16 protein-coding genes are annotated in these 16,474 nt (G+C 60.5%); 6 read left to right on the plus strand and 10 right to left on the minus strand.

Going from position 1 to position 16,474, the window contains the following annotated elements; all coding sequences use genetic code 11:
* The first annotated feature begins 31 nt into the window (after positions 1-31).
* Positions 32-1,057 (plus strand): metal-dependent hydrolase, encoded by a 1,026-nt coding sequence (locus RQH62_RS19755; protein WP_311270365.1) that lies wholly within the window; start codon positions 32-34, stop codon positions 1,055-1,057.
* Between the two features lie 3 nt (positions 1,058-1,060).
* Here RQH62_RS19755 and RQH62_RS19760 read toward each other — a convergent pair whose 3' ends face one another.
* The 5 genes from RQH62_RS19760 to RQH62_RS19780 all read right to left on the minus strand — a co-directional run bounded on the left by RQH62_RS19760 (position 1,061) and on the right by RQH62_RS19780 (position 4,632).
* Complete coding sequence (locus RQH62_RS19760) at positions 1,061-2,215, minus strand: hypothetical protein (RefSeq protein WP_311270366.1); 1,155 nt, start codon at positions 2,213-2,215, stop codon at positions 1,061-1,063.
* Positions 2,212-2,760, minus strand: coding sequence for a hypothetical protein (locus RQH62_RS19765; protein WP_311270367.1), 549 nt, complete (start codon positions 2,758-2,760; stop codon positions 2,212-2,214). The genes RQH62_RS19760 and RQH62_RS19765 overlap by 4 nt, the downstream gene beginning before the upstream one ends.
* 488 nt (positions 2,761-3,248) lie before the next feature.
* Positions 3,249-3,428: a hypothetical protein gene (locus tag RQH62_RS19770; RefSeq protein WP_311270368.1), complete on the minus strand. Its 180-nt coding sequence runs from the start codon at positions 3,426-3,428 to the stop codon at positions 3,249-3,251.
* Between the two features lie 53 nt (positions 3,429-3,481).
* Positions 3,482-4,195 (minus strand): Crp/Fnr family transcriptional regulator, encoded by a 714-nt coding sequence (locus RQH62_RS19775; protein ID WP_311270369.1) that lies wholly within the window; start codon positions 4,193-4,195, stop codon positions 3,482-3,484.
* A 143-nt stretch (positions 4,196-4,338) separates the two neighbouring features.
* Positions 4,339-4,632 carry a hypothetical protein gene (locus tag RQH62_RS19780; protein WP_311270370.1) on the minus strand — a complete coding sequence of 98 codons (294 nt, stop codon included), beginning with the start codon at positions 4,630-4,632 and terminating at the stop codon, positions 4,339-4,341.
* A gap of 230 nt (positions 4,633-4,862) precedes the next feature.
* Here RQH62_RS19780 and amyA point away from each other — a divergent pair, with 230 nt between their 5' ends.
* Positions 4,863-6,353, plus strand: coding sequence for an alpha-amylase (gene amyA / locus RQH62_RS19785; protein WP_311270371.1), 1,491 nt, complete (start codon positions 4,863-4,865; stop codon positions 6,351-6,353).
* A gap of 12 nt (positions 6,354-6,365) precedes the next feature.
* Here the strand turns inward: amyA and RQH62_RS19790 are convergent, their stop codons facing one another.
* Entirely contained in the window at positions 6,366-8,297 is a 1,932-nt protein-coding gene (locus RQH62_RS19790) for an AsmA family protein (protein WP_311270372.1), read from the minus strand.
* A 334-nt stretch (positions 8,298-8,631) separates the two neighbouring features.
* Between RQH62_RS19790 and RQH62_RS19795 the strand changes: the two genes are divergently transcribed.
* Positions 8,632-10,713 carry a catalase gene (locus tag RQH62_RS19795; RefSeq protein WP_311270373.1) on the plus strand — a complete coding sequence of 694 codons (2,082 nt, stop codon included), beginning with the start codon at positions 8,632-8,634 and terminating at the stop codon, positions 10,711-10,713.
* A 149-nt stretch (positions 10,714-10,862) separates the two neighbouring features.
* Positions 10,863-11,072, plus strand: coding sequence for a hypothetical protein (locus RQH62_RS19800; protein WP_405053572.1), 210 nt, complete (start codon positions 10,863-10,865; stop codon positions 11,070-11,072).
* A 5-nt stretch (positions 11,073-11,077) separates the two neighbouring features.
* On the opposite strand, the gene RQH62_RS19805 is transcribed toward RQH62_RS19800, so the two are convergent.
* Complete coding sequence (locus RQH62_RS19805) at positions 11,078-11,929, minus strand: SDR family oxidoreductase (protein WP_311270374.1); 852 nt, start codon at positions 11,927-11,929, stop codon at positions 11,078-11,080.
* A 107-nt stretch (positions 11,930-12,036) separates the two neighbouring features.
* On the opposite strand from RQH62_RS19805, the gene RQH62_RS19810 reads away from it, so the two are divergent.
* Together RQH62_RS19810 and RQH62_RS19815 are read left to right on the plus strand one after the other, a co-directional pair.
* Complete coding sequence (locus tag RQH62_RS19810; protein ID WP_311270375.1) at positions 12,037-12,645, plus strand: NAD(P)H-dependent oxidoreductase; 609 nt, start codon at positions 12,037-12,039, stop codon at positions 12,643-12,645.
* A gap of 5 nt (positions 12,646-12,650) precedes the next feature.
* Entirely contained in the window at positions 12,651-13,598 is a 948-nt protein-coding gene (locus RQH62_RS19815) for a cation diffusion facilitator family transporter (protein WP_311270376.1), read from the plus strand.
* Here RQH62_RS19815 and RQH62_RS19820 read toward each other — a convergent pair.
* The 3 genes from RQH62_RS19820 to RQH62_RS19830 form a co-directional block, all read right to left on the minus strand.
* Entirely contained in the window at positions 13,595-14,530 is a 936-nt protein-coding gene (locus tag RQH62_RS19820) for a cation transporter (protein ID WP_311270377.1), read from the minus strand. The genes RQH62_RS19815 and RQH62_RS19820 overlap by 4 nt on opposite strands.
* Positions 14,527-14,973: a hypothetical protein gene (locus RQH62_RS19825; protein WP_311270378.1), complete on the minus strand. Its 447-nt coding sequence runs from the start codon at positions 14,971-14,973 to the stop codon at positions 14,527-14,529. The genes RQH62_RS19820 and RQH62_RS19825 overlap by 4 nt, the downstream gene beginning before the upstream one ends.
* Before the next feature lie 120 nt (positions 14,974-15,093).
* The gene (locus tag RQH62_RS19830; protein ID WP_311270379.1) at positions 15,094-16,461 is read right to left on the minus strand and encodes an amidohydrolase family protein; all 1,368 of its coding nucleotides are present in this window, start codon (positions 16,459-16,461) and stop codon (positions 15,094-15,096) included.
* Positions 16,462-16,474: the final 13 nt, after the last annotated feature.

The raw sequence follows: 16,474 nt of genomic DNA on the forward strand, positions 1-16,474 counted from the left end.
ACGCATAAACAGGCCGGGCTGAATGGCGAAGTTGACGATTGTCTGTAGCGCGGGCCATGGCCTGAGCATGGACAATTTTACCCACAGCCTTGCCGGATGGGCACTGGGCCAGACCGGCCTTAAGACAAAGTCCCGCAAAGCTCTCGCAGCGCTGATCCTCGGCGCCAATCTGCCCGATATAGACGTGTTCTTTGGCTGGGTGCCCTGGCTGCCACTGGCGACGCATCGGGGGTTCACCCATGGTCTGCTGGGCGGGATTGTCATCATGCCGGCCATGCTCGCGGCGCTGCTCTGGCTTCTTGATCGTTGGCAATGCTCCCGAGGCGAAAAGTTCGCAAGCGGCCTGCCGATGAACGGCGCGTGGCTGCTTCTACTCTCTTATCTGGGGGCGTTGACGCACCCGCTTCTCGATCTTCAGACCAGCTATGCGGTCCAGCTGTTGTCGCCATTCAGTACGCGATGGTTCCACACCGACACGCTATTCATCATAGACGCGATGCTCTGGACGGTGCTGCCGCTGGCGATCTGGCTTTCGCGGCGGCGCGAGCGACTGGGGCTCCCATGGCGGCGGCCTGCCATCGCGGGCCTGGTCGTTGCTTGTGCCTATATCCTGCTCAACGGCGGCATCACGCTCATGGCACGCCACGCGCTGGCGTCCGAGCTTGGGTGGACGCCGCAGGTCATCTACGCCGGCGAAGAACCGGTGCTGTTCTGGACGCGGAACCTTGTCTGGCGTCAGGGCGATAGAGTGGGACAGGCGCAATATGATCCTCTTCATAGCCTCACGCATGTCACCGACATCCAGCCGATGATCCCTGACGGAATGCGCGATCCGCTGGTCGGCCGGGCCATTGCGGCCGCCCCTGGCCTCAAGCCTTTTCTCAACTGGTCGACCATGCCGATGGCCTTCGTCCGCAGAGGGCAATGCGAGGCGCAGGTGGAGTTGATGGACGCTCGCTTCATGCCCGCAATCGGCGATCGGAGCGTCGCACCCAGGGCCCGGCCATTTGGCCATCCGCCGGTTATGTTGTCTATCGAGGGTCGTGGCTGCCCCTGAACTTCAGGTGCCGCAACTATGCGCCGCCGAGAGCAGGGCGCCGATGGCGCTATCGGCCATCCTTTTGGCTTCTAAAGGTGCCTTGGCGAGATATTTGACATAGTAGCCTGTCAGTTCGGCCTGGGCTCCGTCGATCTCTGCGACGGCGACCCCGCGCGGCCGATCGAATTCTTCGGCCGGCATTCCAAGTGATTGCCCCAGGCGCGCGGCATCTAGGGCGACGCCGTAGGCGCGATAGGCGGCGAAACGGATCGTGCCATCGCAGGCCGGCCAGCTGTCGAGGATCTTTCTGTCGAGTTGGAAAAGGGCTGGGGTTGGCGGCAGGGTGCGCGCGCAATCCGTGCGAAAGCCGAAATTGTCCATGGTGGAGCCAAAAACGGCGCCGGTTGCATTCAGCAGATCGGGGTGCCTGACGATCGCGGAACAGGGCAGGTCCCGCAGCATGACGCCGGACGCCGTCTCTTCTGGCAGATAGGGACCAAGGACATTGAGGAAGGCCGCAAGATGGCGGTCGGACCGGAATATGTCGTCGACATGAGTAACGATCGGGAAGTCGCCGCCGGGACGTGACAGGATCGACCAGCCGAACGACTGGCCCTCGTCCGTCTGCAGGGCGGTCAGATAGGGCGATAGCAAGGCCGCGATACGCTTGCGGCTTGTCGCCCGCTCAGGTGCCGACCATGATGCGTCGACCGGTTCGGCAGCCCAGAGCGCAACGGCTTCAAGCACCGGGGCAAAGCCCGGTCCGATACGGCGCAGGATAGGAAGCGCGTTGTCCGGCTTCCGTGTCAGCACCGCCGTCGCAAGCTCAAAATTGCGGCGCGCGTAGAGGGGGGCAAGGCATTTCCCAACAGGGAGCGAGCCGGGCAGCCCTTCGCACGACCGCATCTCCTTGAGGATCTGGTGCTGCGACGTCAGTTCGTTGGAAGGGCCGCTGCCAAAAGCACTCGCGCGGGCGAGGGCGAAGAGCATCGCCATCTCGCGGTCTGCCGATGCCAGCGCGGAGTCTGCGCAGACGGCTTTCTCGACAACCGTGCGCGCCGATGTACAGGAAAAGCTGGGACCGGTCGCCTCGGTTGCCGCAATGTGGTCAGGCTGAGGGTTTGTCGCTGCCGTCAGCAGGAGCGCGGCGGTGACGATCAGAAGGATATGCTTCATTCAGCGACCCTTATCAGTTCAATGTCCGGTTCCAAGAGGTCTTGCCCGGCGGCAGCGATGCGCTGTTTGAGGATAGCAGTGTCAGTGAAGCCACAACTCGAGGCCGATTGCGGATCGCGCGCGATAAAGCCGCCGCTGGCTTCGACGGCCGCCGCGATTTCCGCATCGCAGGCAAGGATGGTGATGACAGGATGCTGCTTGGCCATGTCGAGCAGCATATAGGTCGCCTTCATGGAACGTTCGGGTCTCTTGGGATCGGTTTGCTGTAGTTGGAGGATGAACCTGTCTGGTTCCGCTTTGGCCAACGGCACGGCCAGTACGCGCCATGGATGTTCCGGGCCCGTTACCAGAAAGCTACCATCGCGTTGGGTGCTGATGGTCAAAATATCGCCGCTTGATACACTCGATCCGGGCTCCGCCAGGCGATAGTTTCCGTCTTCGAGTGATCTGGCAGCATCTGCGGCGGTAAAGAGTGCCGGACCAGTCCAGCATCCTGTCAGGATCAGGGCCAGTGGCAGGATCAACAGAGCGCGCTCGCGTGACATAACCGTACCTTACTTGCGGTGGCTTAGGTCTTCTGCAAGGATAGTTTGCTTTTGCCGATGGCTCGGCCTGTTAGGAGGTTTATATCTGACGGGCAGCTCCTCGCTAATCGTAAATGCGGCCCTGCCAAAGCTGCGATGCAAAATAACCCCCGCTCATTTCTGAGCAGGGGTCAGGAATAAATGTCTCTGGTAAGAAGAGCCATTCGGGTCGCACTGCCTTCCTACGCGAATGGATCGCAACGCCATAACCGTATTAGCGCTGCAAGAATGACAATCGCTGTCAGATGCAGTTGTGAAATCCGGGCTTGGCCTACAGGCTTTAAACAGGAGCATGGTGAGCGGGACGACTCGCCGCCCCGCTCGTCAAAGAATTGCACCGCAGCTTCGACCGTTCGGAAGTCGACATATGAAATCGATCGAGGGTTAAGCGGTCGCATGTTCAAAATGGGTGGTGCTTGAATGAAGAACCTGCATCAAAAGCAAATAACTCAATCTTGGGCTGAAATCTGATTTCGCGCCTCGCGGGCCGCCCGGAAGAGTTCCTTAGCCGTATTTTCTGCCGCCTCGGGAGTCATGCTGACCGCTACCCCATCCGGTCCATCAAGCATCACCTGGCCTTCTTCAGCAAAGGCTTTTCCGCCTTCCTCGTAGACATAAGCTTGGGACATAGCTTCTCCATAACTTCACTCGCAATGGACGCTTCCAATACCAGACGGTTCCATCATTCGTTGATGAACAGATAGGACGGATCAAACTCACTCAGACGCCGAAGTGCTGGTAAATCCAATATGGTGACCCGGCCACGCTGCATATGCATCAGTCTGCGCTCCCGCAGTTCCTTGAGCATCCGGTTGATATGGACCGGAGTCATGCCGCACGCCTCGCTTAAGTCAGCCTGGGTCAAAGGGCAGGAAAATTGTCTGCCATCACTCAGGTCGACAGCGCGCAGCTTAGCTTCGATTTCGCAGAAAAAATGTCCGACGCGGGCCACTGCATCCAGACGGCCCAGACGGAATATCCATTCGCGGTGCATGGCCGCATCGAGCAGGGTGCTGAACCACAGGAGCTTCGTCAGATCAGGCCGGTCGCTCACAAGCTTGTCCAGCGTTTCATGGCGGACAAGTGCGATCCTGCACGGGCCAAGGGTTGCTACATCATGATCCAGGCGTTTGAGCGGATATCCATGAAGGTCGACAAAATCGCCTGCTACATGCACCGCCACCAGTTGGCGGACACCTTCCCGGTCATCCATGTAACGGCATATGAATCCTTCGATCAGATAGGTACTATTGCCGATCGGTTGCCTGGAAATAGCAAGGTTATGGCGCGCAGGCACATTTTGTACCGCGTGAATGCTTGCCTCCAGCGCCTGAAGATCTTCTGCCGACAGTTCATTCCGACGGCGATTGCGGAGGAAATTGTTGAAAATCGCCATAAGCCATCCTCCTTAGCGCATGAGCCTGTGCTTATGGAGTAACGGACGGGCTATGCGCAGTCGAATGATATCGGACGGTGTCCAAAGCGAACAGACTGATACGCTTGCTACTTTGCAACTCCGAATGCGTTAAAAAGACTGCTTCAGGCGGCGATCGCATTGAGGCTGGATATCTTCATCATCGTGCCCGCCAAGTCCATGCACTCGTCAAGGCTTTCTCCAGCAATGTGGGTCTGAGCACCATCATAATGACGGATGCTTACCTCCCACAGAGTCTCGCTTTCCATGCACCGTACCCGCGAAGCCGTGCTGGCAAAACTGATGACATCCCCGAGCCGTTCGCGGTGAAGCAAATGGCGCGCGACTGTCGTATGCGTTTCGCGATGGGCATTATGTTGGATGCGCAGGCTCTCGCAATTAGACGAGATGAAATCCATGAGTCGGCGGTCTGACATCGCGCAGTGGCTCCACGTCTGTATCACCGGGTTGTCCCGGGTCGCAGCGAGTGAGACGCGCGTTTTGCCGTGAGGTTCCAGAGATTTCTGCGTTCTTGATCCATGTTTCTCAATTAACGCCTAAAACGGGGCTGGGCTGACTTTGAGCGTCTGCAACCTCTTGCGCACAGGGCCGTTTAGCCGCCGCTGCACTTGCTGCGACAGGAGCTTTCATGGCCGGACGGACGCTGCTTCAATTCTTCCACTGGTACTATCCCGACGGTGGAGGGCTGTGGAGCGAAGTCGCGCAGAAGGCTGCAAGTCTCCGGGATATGGGTGTGACCGACGTCTGGCTCCCGCCTGCTTACAAGGGCGCCGCGGGCGGCTATTCGGTGGGCTATGACAGCTATGATCTGTTTGATCTGGGCGAGTTCGACCAGAAAGGCTCGGTGGCCACCAAATATGGCGGTCGCGCTGCTCTGGAGCAGGCGACAGGCGCACTGCGGGAGGCGGGCGTTCATGTCATTCATGATGTGGTATTGAACCACAAGATGGGCGCAGACGAGGCCGAGCAAGTCTCTGTGCGCCGGGCCAATCCCGACAACCGCGACGAAGTAGAAGAAGAGGCATTCGAAGCTCGCGCCTGGACCCGGTTCACTTTCCCCGGCCGACAGGGGCGTTACTCGGAATTTATCTGGGACGCAAAATGCTTTACCGGCGTCGATCATATCGAGGAGCCAACCGAAGATGGCGTATTCCGGCTGGTCAACGAATATGGCGATGGCGAGTGGAATAGCGAGGTCGATAGCGAGAAGGGCAATTTCGATTATCTGATGGGATCGGACGTCGAGTTTCGAAACAACGCTGTTTACGAGGAACTAAAATATTGGGGGCGCTGGCTGGCGGAACAACTGCCGTGCGACGGGTTTCGCCTGGATGCAGCCAAGCATATCCCCGCCTGGTTCTTCCGTGACTGGGTCGGCCATATGCGCGAAAGCGTGAATAGCGAGCTTTTCGTCGTCGCCGAATATTGGCATCCCGACATGGAGGCGCTTCAGCCCTATCTTGACCTAGTAGATCAGCAACTAATGCTGTTCGACGTCGGCTTGCTGCACCGCTTTCATGAAGCGGCGCGGGCCGGTGGCGATTTCGATTTGCGCACCCTATTCGATGGTGCGCTGGTTGCGGCATCGCCCGACCATGCCGTGACGATCGTGGGCAATCATGACACGCAACCCCTTCAGGCTCTCGAAGCCCCAGTCGAGGACTGGTTCAAGCCGCTGGCCTATGCATTGATCCTGATCCGCGAACAGGGCGTGCCGTGCATCTTCTACCCCGATCTCTATGGCGCGAAATATAGTGATGCGGGCGGGGATGGCGAAACCCATGAGATAGAGATCATGCCGGTTCCCTGCCTGACAAAGCTGATCGAGGCCCGGCAGCTTTTTGCCAACGGGCCGCAGACCGACCTGTTCGATGATCCGGATTGCCTTGGCGTTATCCGGCACGGTACAGCGGGGCAGGCCGGTTGCATTCTCCTTGTCAACAATGGCGCAGAGACGACCAAGATCGTCGAGCTTGGGCCAGACCATGCCGGGGTAAGCTTTCGTGACTTTTTGGGTCATTGCGAAGAAGAGATAGCCGCCGATGATGCCGGAAAGGCGGCGCTTCGCGTCAATGGCGGCTCCGTCAGTCTGTGGGTGCGGACGGACAGTAAGGGCTAAGTCGGCGAGGCGTCAGGATCGAGGCGGTCGAGCAGCCAATATTCGTCGTTCCATCGATCCGCAATCCACCGCCATGGGCGTAGCGTCATCATCCATATCGCGCTTCTTCGTTAGGCCGAGCGCGCCGCCAATCGATTTGCCAACCGCTTTGATGATGGAGCCCGCGCCCACCTTGCTGCCGTGGGGATCGCCAGCGGCGCTTAGGGTCGGTGCCGAAAAGCTGCCACCCATCCTGATCGGATCGACAAGGCGCAGGCCGCTCGGATCGCGCGATCTCCCCCTGATCGTGAGTGCTATGCGCTCGGTCGCAAGCGACATTGTTCCCTGGCCTGTGCCAGAGGATATGGGTGTATCGACCAGAAATGGAGACGGGGTAAGGATGCCACCTTTGGCGGCAAAGTCGATGGCAAGGCAACGCAAGGGTATTTCCGCGTCCTTGTTGCGCAATGCAGTCCCGATCGCCTTGCCCAGATCCTGCCCCAGCACGGCGGCGAGCGTGCGTTTTACCTGCCCGTCGCGCACCACCAACCCGGCATGTCCGTCGGCCCTGCCAAGCGCTTCGCGAATGGTATCGCCCGTACCCGACAGCTTAACCCGGCCGCGCAGAGCGCCGGTTGCGCCCTGCGTCCCGATCAATTTTTCGAGGCGCCCGTCGGTGAAGAGCAGGTCCATAGCAAAATATGGTTTTGTGGCGCCGCCGCGCTGATCGATCCTGACGGTGCCGTTCATCCGTCCGCTCGACATGTTTGCATGAATATCATCGAGTTCGAGCAATTTGCCGGTGAGCCGTATCGTGCCAGCCAGCGACTGGAACATCGAATCCGTCAGCAACAGCCGATCCGCCCGGAACCGGATGACGCCATCGGTCGGCCCCACCTTTGCAAGGTTGATGCGGGTACCGGGCAGGACGCGCGGTCCGATCCGGGCTTCGATCGCCCTGGCTCTGGCTTTGCCTTGCGCGTCGGAAAGATCGTCGAAATCGAAGGCGCTGAAATGTACATCGGCATCGATCTTCGTGCGCTCGTCGCGCTTCAGGATGTCGGCTTTCGCGACCAGCGGGGATCGCCCTATACGACCTGTCATATGCTCGACGAACCAGTCCCGCCCGGCATGGCGGATCTTGGCGTGGAGATCGATGGGCTGGGTGCCGAACAGGCCGGCTTCGATCACATCATCGAGATATTTGAGGTTCGGTGATGTCGCGCGGATATCGAGCGACATGGATCGCAGGTTGAGCGGCCCGCGTGTCTGCCCCGAAGCGTCAAGATGCAGCAAGGGCGACTGGAGTTTCAATGCGATCGGATAAGTCGCATCGGGCCTTTGGCCAGAGATTGACGCGCCCCTGATCGCCAGGCTTGCAGGTGCGTTGTGGAAGCGACCGGCTGTATCGATGCGCAAGCCCTTCCCATCAGAAGCAAAGGTGCCGGAAAGCGAAAGGGCGCGCCTGGCATCCTTCAGGGAGAGGCGGCCATCGGGCACGAGCAATCGCCCCAGACCGGTGCCTTGAGCGTCGCTGCCATGTCCATCCTTTGGTCTTTCCCAGTTCGCCCGCCCTGACGCGTCGCGAACCAGCGCGAGGGATAGTCCGCGCACCACCGCATCGTCTGGCCGGGCACCGCCGCCTGTCATGAGCGAGAGGATCGAAATTCGGACTTCCACCGACTGGGCCTGAACCATATTGCCAGTGCCGGCCCATCGCGGCTGCCGGATCGCGAGATCCCGTATCAGGATCGTCGGCGTGAAGGAGAAAACCTCGCGCCGTCCGATCGAGCCGATGGACACATTCGTTGCGAACCTTGCGCCGATGTGACGAGCGATCCTGTCCTTGAAAAGGCCAACGGGAAAAGCGGCTAGGGCGATGAGGCAGGCTGAAGCCAATATGGCGAGGCCAACCAATAGCCAGCCGATCCACCGCAGGCGGCGCCCTCTCTCCATCCTTATCATTGCGCGCTAACGCCTGGACCATTCGGCGGGTCCATGCTGGCGGGATACTGTGTGGAATTTTATGGGTCGAAATCGCGTGAATAGCCGCGCTGATGGCTGGCGATAACGAGCGCGGTAAACCCAGGTTAAGCCGTTGGGGGAAAATCGGTCCGCGGCGCGATCCAGCGGTGAACAAACTGCGTCTGGCGCGTTGTGAAGGCTCAGGCCGATTTCGTCGGCCAATGCCTCGAACAGCAGGGACGGACCTTCGACATGCGTGCGACAGACGCATCGCGACAACAAAATATGGTCCGCCCCGTTGCGATCGAACGACATGCAGAAAGGCGATCTTCCAATGGCAAAGACTCCGAAATCCAGCGGCAAGACAAGCGGCGGCGAAACCCATCAGACTGCCGGGAACCTGGATACGGCCGTCCTCACGACCAATCATGGCGTACCGATTTCCGACAATCAAAATTCGTTGAAGAGCGGATCGCGCGGACCCACGCTGCTGGAGGATTTCGTCCTTCGCGAGAAGATCTTTCACTTCGATCATGAGCGCATCCCCGAGCGTATCGTCCACGCGCGCGGATCAGGCGCCCATGGCGTATTCGAGGCGACTGACGACATTTCCGATCTGTCCAGGGCAGCGGTCTTTACCAAGGGCGAGAAGACCGAGGTGTTCGTCCGCTTTTCGACTGTGGCGGGTGGCGCGGGGTCGGTCGACACGCCGCGCGACGTGCGCGGCTTTGCCGTCAAATTCTACACGCGCGAGGGCAATTGGGATTTGGTGGGCAACAACATCCCGGTCTTTTTCATTCAGGACGCGCTCAAATTTCCCGACCTCGTCCATGCAGTCAAGATGGAGGCCGATCGCGGCTATCCGCAGGCCGGAAGCGCGCACGACACTTTCTGGGACTGGGCTTCGCTGATGCCCGAAACCACGCATATGCTGATGTGGGCGATGTCCGACCGGACCCTACCACGCTCATTTCGCACGATGGAAGGCTTTGGCGTCCACACCTTCAAGCTGGTCAATGCCAAGGGGGAAACGCATTTCGTCAAATTCCACTGGAAACCGCGGCTTGGGCTTCAGTCGACCATCTGGGACGAGGCATTGAAGCTTCAGGCGGCCGACAATGACTATCAACGCCGTGACCTGTTCGAGGCGATCGATGCAGGCGATTTCCCGCAATGGGATCTGGGCATTCAGATCTTCGATGAGGCCTTTGCCAATGCGCAGCCTTATGACGTACTCGATGCGACCAAGCTGATTCCGGAAGAGGATGTGCCGGTGCGCCTTATCGGTACGCTGACGCTTAATCGCAATGTCGATAATTTCTTCGCGGAAACAGAACAGGTCGCATTCCTGCCCTCGAACATCCCGCCGGGCATCGATTTTTCGAACGATCCGCTGCTTCAGGGGCGGCTCTTTTCCTATCTCGATACCCAGCACTCGCGGCTCGGCACCACCAACTTCCATCGGATCCCGGTAAACGCGCCGCGCTGTCCGTTCGGTAATTTCCAGCGCGATGGTAAGATGCAGACGATGGTGCCCAAGGGGCGCGCCAATTATGAGCCCAACAGTCTGGCAGCGCATGGCGAGGAGGGCGGCCCGCGTGAGAGCCAAGATACCGGCTTTGCCACGGTGAATGCCGCCACCGGCCCTGACGAGAGTGGTGACAAGCTGCGCATACGGTCGGAGACTTTCGCCGATCATTACAGCCAGGCCCGACTTTTTTACCGCTCACAGACGGCCAGTGAGCAGGCGCACATCGCTTCGTCCTTCGTGTTCGAACTTTCGAAGGTCGAACAGCTCGATCAGGTTCCGGGTCGGATGGTCGCCAATCTGCGTAACGTCGACGACGATCTCGCCAGGCGGGTTGCCGACGGCCTTGGCATCGATCTGCCGAAGAAGTCGGCCGCCGCAAAGGAGCCGATCGATATGCCGCCGTCGGACGCGCTTTCGATCCACAAGAATATGCAGGCCACGCTTGAGGGACGGAAGGTCGGTGTTCTGATCGCAGATGGAAGTGATGCAGGCGAGTTGGCTGCAGTTGTGGCAGCAGTGAAGAAAGCTAAAGGCAAGGCGGTGATCGTCGCACCAAAGGTTGGCGGCGCGAAACTCTCCGATGGCAAGCAGCAGAAGGCTGATGGTCAGCTTGCCGGATCGCCCAGTCAGATTTTCGACGCGGTGGCGATCATATTGTCGAAAGAGGGCTGTGCGGTGCTCGTCAACGAGGCCGCCGCTGTCGAATTCGTGATGAACGCCTACGGCCATCTCAAGGCCATAGGCGCAAGTGCCGCAGCGCAGCCGCTGCTCGACAAGGCGGGCGTGGTGCACGACGTGGGCGTTACGGCACTTGATGGCGCTTTCGTCAAGGCGGCGGCTCTGCGCTTTTATGACCGTGAGGCGTCGCTACGTATCCTCGCCTGAGAGGATGTGATGATCCATTTTCCAAGCGCCCGGCGTTCAGGTAAATCGCGAACGCAGGCTTGAGCCGCCGAGCGCTATGTTTTCAGGAATAGAAAGCATGCCAAACCAAAGGCGTCGGCATCCGATGGGTGGCTGATGGACTTACGATATTGGAAGCCTTTGACGGCCCCAGCGCGATGCGCCTTCTGCAGGCAGATGCGGCGCTCAGCCTGATAGCTGATCTGCATGTCCTGTTCATCACCGGCTATGCCGAAAATGCCGTTATCGGGAATGCACAGCTCGCGCCGAACATGGCGCTTTTAACCAAGCCTTTCGCAATGGATATATTGGCGCAGCGCATCCGCGACATCACGCCATAAATCAGCTACCCGTTGACGATAGTACCGCCGTTGGGATGCAGGACCTGTCCGGACATATAGCTGGAGTCATCACACGCCAGGAAAAGGAATGATGGTGCGACTTCATTGGGCTGCCCGGGGCGACCCATGGGCGTACTTTCACCGAAATGCTCCAGCTTTTCGGGACTGGCGCCCCCACAGGGGTTGAGCGGCGTCCAGATAGGGCCTGGCGCCACAGCATTTACGCGGATGCCATCGCCGACAAGATTTTCCGAAAGCGACCGGGTGAAGGCGGTGATGGCGCCCTTGGTCGCGCTATAGTCCAGCAATTCGGAGCTGCCTTGGTACATCGTCACGCTGGTACAATTGACGATGGCAGCGCCGGCCTTGAGGTACGGGCGGGCGGCCTGCACTAGAAAGAACATGCTGAAAATATTGGTCTGGAATGTTCGGCGAAGCTGGTCCTCGCTGATGTCGGTGATGTCTTTGTCCGGATGTTGCTCCCCGGCATTGTTGACGATGATGTCAATCTTGCCGAATGCTTTCAGCGTTTGGGCCACAACATCGTCGCAAAAGGCTTTGTCGCCAAGGTCACCGGGCAGGGTGATCGCTTTGCGTCCTTCCGCCTCGACGATACGCCTGGTTTCTGCGGCATCATCATCTTCCAGTAGGTAGACGATCGCGATATCGGCGCCTTCTCGCGCATAGAGTGCGGCGACCGCCCGGCCGATTCCACTATCGGCACCGGTTATGATCGCGACTTTCCCGGCAAGGCGATCGGATCCGATATAGCGTGGCTGCCATTCGGGCTTGGCCGAGAGTTTGCTCTCATGGCCGGGCAGCGCGTCCTCATGGATCATCTGTGCGGTGTCGCTCATCAATTATCTCCTTCGTCATGAAGAACCCATCGATGGCTCAAGAGTTCTTTCTGCGATGAACGGACGGTCGCACCCCGCGGTCGACAAGACCTGAAAGGACATGATCGATGCCGCTCACGGCTTTGGCGCTCAATTGCACCCTTAAGGCGGATGCTGGCGAGGACAGTTCGACCGACGCCATGATCGCCGTTCTGGCGAAGGCATTTGGTGAGAAGGGTGTGACGTTGAGCGAAACCGTGCGGATCGCGGCGCTCGATATCAAGCCCGGAGTAACCTCCGACGAAGGCGATGGTGACGCCTCGCCGGCGTTGCGGAAGAAGATACTCGCCCATGATATTCTCATCTTTGGCGGCCCGATCTGGATGGGTCAGATCAGCAGCGTCGCCAAGCGCGTGCTGGAGCGGATGGACGCTTTTCTGTCCGAGACCGATGATCAGGGTCGGATGCCCAGCTATGGCAAGGTCGCGGTCGCGGCGATCGTGGGCAATGAGGACGGCGCGCATTTCTCGTCTGCCCAGCTCTTTCAGGCGCTGAACGATGTCGGCTGGACAATACCGGCGGTCGCTGCCTGCTATTGGGTCGGCGAAGCGATGGGATCGACCGACTTCAAGGATCTGAAGGAGACGCCGGATATGGTGACAAAGACCGCGAAGATGGTCGCGAGCAATGCCGCGCATCTGACTGGTTTGCTGCAATCCAGCCCCTATCCGGGTTGAGCCGCATGGCCGGTATATCGGACAGGTTTCGCGAAAATATCGTGCTCTACGGCGCCCTGTTCGCCAATGTCGGGATCGCCATCGCCAAATTCGTGGCGGCGGCGATCAGCGGCTCTTCATCCATGCTGACCGAGGGTGTGCATTCCCTTGTGGACAGCGGCAACCAGGTCTTGCTGCTCTACGGCCAGGCCAAGGCAAAGCGTCCCGCCGATGCCACCCGTCCGTTCGGCTATGGGCGCGAACTCTATTTCTGGGCGTTCGTCGTCGCGATCCTGATCTTCGCGGTGGGGGCTGGTGTCTCGATCTATGAAGGCTGGGTGCATATCGCCCAGCCGGAGCCGCTGCGCGATCCGACGATCAACTATGTGGTACTGGGCGTCGCCGTGCTTCTGGAAGGGACGAGTTGGGCCATCGCGGTGCGCGAATTCAACGGGAAACGCGGTGCGAGCAGCTGGTGGCAGTCGATTCGCCGGTCCAAGGATCCGGCAGGGTTCATCGTTCTGTTCGAGGACAGCGCGGCCCTGATCGGGCTTGGTATCGCCGGTGTCGGCGTCTGGGCCAGCCATCATTATGCCGATCCCCGCATCGACGGTGTGGCGTCGATCGCGATCGGCCTGATCCTGGCCGGTGTCGCCGTCCTGCTCGCGCGCGAGGCCAAGGGGCTGTTGATCGGCGAGAGCGCGGACCCCGCCATCGTCGCTGTTGTATGGGCGATCCTCGACAAGCGGCCGCAGATCAGCGCGGTCAACCATGTCCGGACCATTCACACGGCGCCCGACGCCGTATTCGTGGCGATCAGCGCCGATTTCGTCGACGATTTGCCGATGGGTGAAGCGGAAAGCCTGATCGAGGATATCGAGCGCGAGATGAAAGCACGCGTGCCGGAGCTGACTTCCATCTATATACGGCCGGAGAAACAGGCCGATGCGATCCGTCAACCGCCGCCGATCTAGCTTTTCTCGTCCGCCTCCATTGGCGGGATGAAGCTGACCTGCGCCAGTCGCCAGGCTCTATCCTCATCGTCGGGCCAATAATGTCGGGGATGGCGGCATTCCGACGGTGGGTGGGTATCATGCACTTCGGCCCGGATCAGCCGTCCGGTTTCGCGCAGCCGGACGGTGGCATCAGGAAATTCCGCCTGCAACCGATCGCGCACCTTCTGCGCGTCCTGCGACAGGTCCGTGCTGGACAGGGCGCGAGGCGCGCCGTCGACCAGTTCGGCGGTGGAGGAGCGCAGGGCCTTGATCCCGTCATTGAGCACATCGACCGAAATGATCGCCGCCGCGAGCGAATCCGCCCACCACCAGCCAAGGCCGAGGCCGATGATGCCGGCCAGTCCCGCCGCGCCCGTCAGCCAGTTGGCCTTGTTCATCAGCGCGTCGGTATGAAGCAGCTTGTCATTGAGCTGCTTTGCCAGCGGCAATTCCTTGCGGCCGATGAACAGGGGGGGGATCAGCGAATAGATTTGCGCGGCGAGCATCAGCCAGCCGAGCCATAGATCGTGCCCCAGAATGACGATCGAGCCGACGGTCGCATGCTCCTGCGTGCCGAGCGCCATCAGCGCATTATAGAGCAACAGCCCACCGACCGCCGTCAGTGCGACCGCCGCCACGAAAAACCCAAGCCCGTTGACCCGCTCGAAGCCGAAAGGGTAGCGGCGGGAGCGATGGCTGTGGCGCTCCATATGTGCGGCGATCAGGAACATGACCGGCGGGACGAGGCCCAGCGTATCTTCGATCCAGGCGGTCTTCATCGTCTCGCTCTGCCCGAGCACCAGCCCCATCGTGACGATGATGGTGAGCGTCCAGAAGATGTTCCAATATTCAAGGCGGATCGCCCTGGCCATCGGCTCGCGCAATTCCTGCGGCAGGCTGGTCTGGCTCATTGGTCGCGTGCCTCCTGCGATATCGCGCGGCTGGCGCGCTCGACCGTCATGATCCAGCGATTTTCGCCGTTACGCATCGCGGCTTTCAGCTCGATCGGCACGTCTTTGGTGCCGCTGGTCGAAAGGGCAGGCGCGAAGGCGACGTCCGTCGCCCATGGGCTGTCCGCCGTGAAGCGGCCGATGACGAGGTCGATCCTGCCTTCGTCCAGTTGCTGGAACAGAGGCTCTCCCGAACCGCTGCGCCATTGCGCGCGCGCTTTGGTGCGCCGCTCAATCTCTTCGACAAGCCTACCGACCTGCGGCGCGGAGCGAAGGGCGGGATCGGCCAGTGCTACGGTGAAGATGCGGCTACGCTCGATCTGTGTCGATGTGCCGGCCGGGTCGCGCGGCAACGCGTCGCAGGCGCCGAGCAAAAGTAGCGCGAAGGCGGCTCCTCGCATCATTCGTCAGCTTCCTTGTGCGCGGGGCTTCGATCGAAGTGAGACATGGTTTCTTTCTGGATCGTTGCTACCGAACAACGCGCGAAACGACGAAAGGGCCACATGGCATGCACAGCAGAAGCTCTAGATGGCAGCGGCCGATCGAATTTTTGCGATGGATGCGCTTGCTCTGGCACGGATCGCCGGCAGATCTACCCGCACCAACTGGCCGTCGCGCTTGTGCACAATGCCGTCGATCAGGACGAGCGACACATTGTCGGGGCGGGCGGCATGGGTCAGCAGCGATGGCAGATCGGCAGCGGGTGCGGTGTTCAGCGCATCCACCCGGACCGCAATGATATCGGCGCGCATGCCCGGCGCCAGCGCACCCACCTGCTGCCCCAGACCCACGCTTCGGGCGCCATCTATCGTGGCCCAGCGCAGCGCGGCCATGTCCTCCATCAACAACTGATTGCGAGAGAGCCCGCGTGCAAGATCCGTCGACAGGCGCATCACCGAGAACATGTCTGCCTGTCCCGCCAGCACCATATTGTCGACGGACAGGCCAAGCAGCAGACCTGCGGCAATCATGTCCGCTATGGGCGGCACGCCATAGCCGACCTCCAATTCGGTCCAAGGGCTGATCGACACGGGCGATCCTGCCTGTGCGACGCGATCCATGTCGGCGCGCGATGCGGCGGTCAGATGGACCAATTGCACCTCGGCCCCCAGGCCTTCGCGCGCCGCCAGTGCCGCAATGCCGCCACTTGCGGCCGATTTCGGATCGGACGCCATATGTGTGGAGATCGGCAGCTCCAGCCGGCGCGCAACGTCCCATTCCGCCTGCCAGACAGGCGGGGCCGAACGATCCGGGCCACGCGCGCAGATTCCGATGGAGACGAGATTCGATGGCGGCCTGCGCGCGATCGTGGACAGATGGTCAAGGTTCATCGACTGGTCCTTGCTGACATCTTGGGCGTAGCCATAGGCGAAGCGACCGCGAACGCCGGATCGGATCATGGCGGCGATCTCCGCATCCGCATGGGCGGGGCTGCGCACATTATGCGCCCAGTTGTGCACGGTGGTGATGCCGCTGTTCACCGCCTCGGCGAGCGCCAGATCCACGCCGATCGCGACGTCGGCAGGCGTAAAATGGGGCGATATCGCGGCCAGGGTCGGCATGAAGCCGCCCTTCGCGCTGCGCCACAGCCCCCGCGCCGCCGTGTTCCACATATGCCAGTGGGTATCGACGAAACCGGGCATCAGGACATGGCCGGACAGGTCGATCACGTCCGCATCGCCCGCAGGCAGGCCGGGACCGATCGCCTCGATCCGCCCTTGGTGGATCAGCAGGTCCGTTTTCGGGCGCGGCGTGTCGGTCATCGTCAGCAGATGATCCGCACCACGCAGCAACAGGCGGCGAGGGGGCGCTGCTCGCGCCGGCACGGTCATCCCCCACGCAGCGGTCGCCAGCATGGCGCTTGCCTGCCGGCGGTTGATGATGGTCGACAATGGCAATCCTTTC

The sequence above is a fragment of the Sphingobium sp. WCS2017Hpa-17 genome (genome assembly GCF_031843765.1).
Taxonomy (GTDB): Bacteria; Pseudomonadota; Alphaproteobacteria; order Sphingomonadales; family Sphingomonadaceae; genus Sphingobium.